This window comes from Janibacter sp. CFPM2_SD2 (assembly GCF_057364645.1).
This window is the reverse complement of record NZ_JBNFOF010000283.1, coordinates 1-2,711: the sequence shown is the minus strand read 5'-3', so window position 1 is coordinate 2,711 and position 2,711 is coordinate 1. Positions and strand designations below refer to the sequence as shown.

3 protein-coding genes and 1 pseudogene are annotated in these 2,711 nt (G+C 72.4%); all 4 read right to left on the bottom strand.

The window, feature by feature from the left end; genetic code table 11:
• Positions 1-40: 40 nt before the first annotated feature.
• Positions 41-1,009 (bottom strand): DUF8094 domain-containing protein, encoded by a 969-nt coding sequence (locus AC2W7J_RS17335; protein WP_485983941.1) that lies wholly within the window; start codon positions 1,007-1,009, stop codon positions 41-43.
• The gene (locus AC2W7J_RS17330; protein ID WP_485983939.1) at positions 1,006-1,650 is read right to left on the bottom strand and encodes a hypothetical protein; all 645 of its coding nucleotides are present in this window, start codon (positions 1,648-1,650) and stop codon (positions 1,006-1,008) included. Before AC2W7J_RS17330 ends, AC2W7J_RS17335 begins: the two co-directional genes overlap by 4 nt.
• An 89-nt stretch (positions 1,651-1,739) precedes the next feature.
• The gene (locus AC2W7J_RS17325; protein ID WP_255185642.1) at positions 1,740-2,051 is read right to left on the bottom strand and encodes a thiamine-binding protein; all 312 of its coding nucleotides are present in this window, start codon (positions 2,049-2,051) and stop codon (positions 1,740-1,742) included.
• 12 nt (positions 2,052-2,063) lie between these two features.
• A pseudogene (locus tag AC2W7J_RS17320) lies at positions 2,064-2,711 on the bottom strand (hypothetical protein); the annotation flags it as partial.

Here is a 2,711-nt window from a genome sequence, read left to right as displayed (position 1 = left end):
CCGGCACCCGGCGTCGAGCGCCGGGAGCCGGTCGGGCCCGTCAGCTGCCAGCTGCGGAGGCGACGACCTCGCTGGCACCGACGACGCGGGCCTTGCCCTGCTCCGGGGTGACGAGCGCGAGGGTCTCGACGTGCTTGACCGAGAGCGCGCGCTCCACCGTCGACGCGTCGAGCACGTACTTGAGCGCCGGCTCGCGGACCTTGAGCTCCTTGAGCTTGTTGGTCGCGCGGATCGTGTCGGTGCGGGTCATCGGCAGGAAGGTGATCGCCCCGCCGTCGGCGAGCTCGAAGCTCACCGTCTCGCCCTTGGCCACCGTCTGGCGCTGCGCGTAGTAGCCGAGGTCCCCGAGGTCCTCCTTGGTCTTCGCGGCGTTCTTCTTCAGCGCCTGGGAGAAGCCGTCGCCGACGGACACCTCCTTGGAGGCCTTCTTCGACGCGGGGAAGGCGACCCCCTTCGCCCAGGCATTGGCGGCGGAGGTGACGTCCTGCTCGGGCGCGGAGGAGAGCTTGACCGCGGCTCCCTCCTCGACGGGCGGCAGCGCGGGGACGCTCGCCCCGGCGGCCATCGGCACGTCGGCGAAGAGCGTGTAGGCCCGGTCCGCGCTCTGCGCGACGAGCACGTGCAGGTGCTGCACGTCGCCGGTGCGCGAGGTCGCGAGGACGGCCCGAGGCCAGTCGGTGCCGCGGCTGACCGCGAGCACCTCGAGGTCCTTGGGGGTGGCCGTGGAGCGGCCGGAGACGTCCTTGCTCGTGACGACGGCCTCGATCTCGCGCAGGGCGGGGCCGCTGAGCAGCTCCTTGCGCAGCCGGGTGTCGTCCTCGGCGAGGCTCACGCCGGCGACGTCGCCGACGACCCGACTGGCGACCTTGGTCGCGGTCGTCGTCGTGATCGACGCGCCGTCGGAGCGCTCGGCCGGGGCGTCGTGGACACCGGCGATGGACGAGCCGACGCCGCAGCCACCAAGGGCGAGCGGGACGGCCAGGACGAAGGGGGTCAGACGGCGGCTCATGCGCGGGCCTCCTCGGTGGTCGGGCGGGCGGTCCGGTCACGGCGACCGCCGAGGCGCCCGAAGGAGCGGGCGAGCAGGGCCAGGCCGAGCAGCAGCACGACGATGCCGACGACGAGGGTCGTCAGGGCCTTCGTGCCCCAACCACCGTCGACGACGGTCATCGTCACGGAGTCGACCTCGGCGCCCGTGGGGGCCGCGACGACGAGGGTCTGCGGGGCGTCGGCCTGCTCGATGGTGCGGGTGACATCGCCGTCGCCGGTGGTCGTCTCCTGCCACACGTCGAGGGTGCCCGGCGAGACCGCCTTGCCGGAGCCCTCGTCGGTGCTCACGAGGGCCCAGTCGGAGACGTCGACGCCGGCCACGTGGGCGCGGGCGCCGTCGCCGAGGAGGGCCTCGACGTCGGAGGGGCGCGCGGTGCCGGACCACATGCGGCCGGAGCCGGTCGCGGTGATCTCGACGGGGTGGTCGACGCGGTTGAGCACGTCGGGCTCGAGGACGACGACGCGCTGGCCGGGCTCGGCGGTGAAGGTGGCGGTGCCGGAGGTGCCGAGGTTGGCGAGGAACCAACCGCCGACTACCGCGGCGACGAGGCCGAGGAGGGCCAGGATCGCGCCGGCCACGCGCTGCAGGAGCGTGCTCACATCGGGGACTTTCCGTGGGACATCAGGGGGTGCCCACCGAGGTGGCGGACGATCCACCATCCCAAAGACCCCCGAAGGTCACAAAATCGTCACGACTGCGTCGGGTCGTCGAGCAGGCCCCGGACCCGCTCGACCTTGGCGCTCATCTGGCCCGAGCGACCGGCGCGGATGTCGGCCTTCATGACCAGGCTCACCCGGTCTCCGTAGGGCCCCATCGCGTCGACACAGCCCTTGACGACGGCCATGACCTCGTCCCACTCCCCTTCGATCGTCGTGAACATCGAGCCGAGGTCGTGCGGCAGCCCGCTGTCACGCACGACCCGCAGGGCGGCGGCCACGGCCTCGGCGTAGGAACCGGTCGGGTCAGGCGTGGCCGGGGCGATCGAGAAGGCAAGCAGCACAGGGGACTCCGATCACTTCGTCATCTTGATCTGACCGTCGATGCGGGTCAGCACATAGGTGTGGGTCTCGGCGCTCGGGGGCTTGGCCTTGCCCTTGCCCTTGGCCTTGGGGTGGTACTCGATGGTGACGGTCGCGGCGCTCGCGTCCTCGTCCCACGACAGGTCCGTGACCTTGGCCTTGTCGATCGAGTCCCAGAAGCCGTCGTAGCCGGCCCGGTCGGTCTGCCGCGTCGGGGCGAGCATGTCCCAGGCCGCGTCGCGGTCGCTCGTCACGGTCGCGAAGTAGGTCTCGATGAAGTCGCTCGCCTCGTCCCCGCCGATCTGCTCCTCGTCCTCGTCGTCCGACGTCGTGGACTCCTCGGAGGAGGTCTCGGAGGTCGACGACTCGGTGGGGGTCGAGGTCGTCGTCTCCGTCGTCGTCTCGGTGAGCGTCTCCGGCTCGCTGGAGGTCGGCTCCTGCTGGGTCCCGGTCGTCGAGGAGCCGCCGCTCCCGGTGCCCTCGTCCCCCTGCGACATCGCGAAGGCGATCGCCCCGATCGCCAGCGCGACGACACCGGCGACGAGCACGGCCCACAGCAGGGCATTGCCCCGGCGCGGCGGCGGCGCCTGCCCCGTCTGACGAAGGGGGGCTCCCCCCGGTCCGCACCCGCCGCGGGGCCA

Bases quoted from the DNA above. Each gene is read 5' to 3' on its own strand.
- AC2W7J_RS17335 (WP_485983941.1), bottom strand. From the start codon at position 1,009: ATGAGCCGCCGTCTGACCCCCTTCGTCCTGGCCGTCCCGCTCGCCCTT.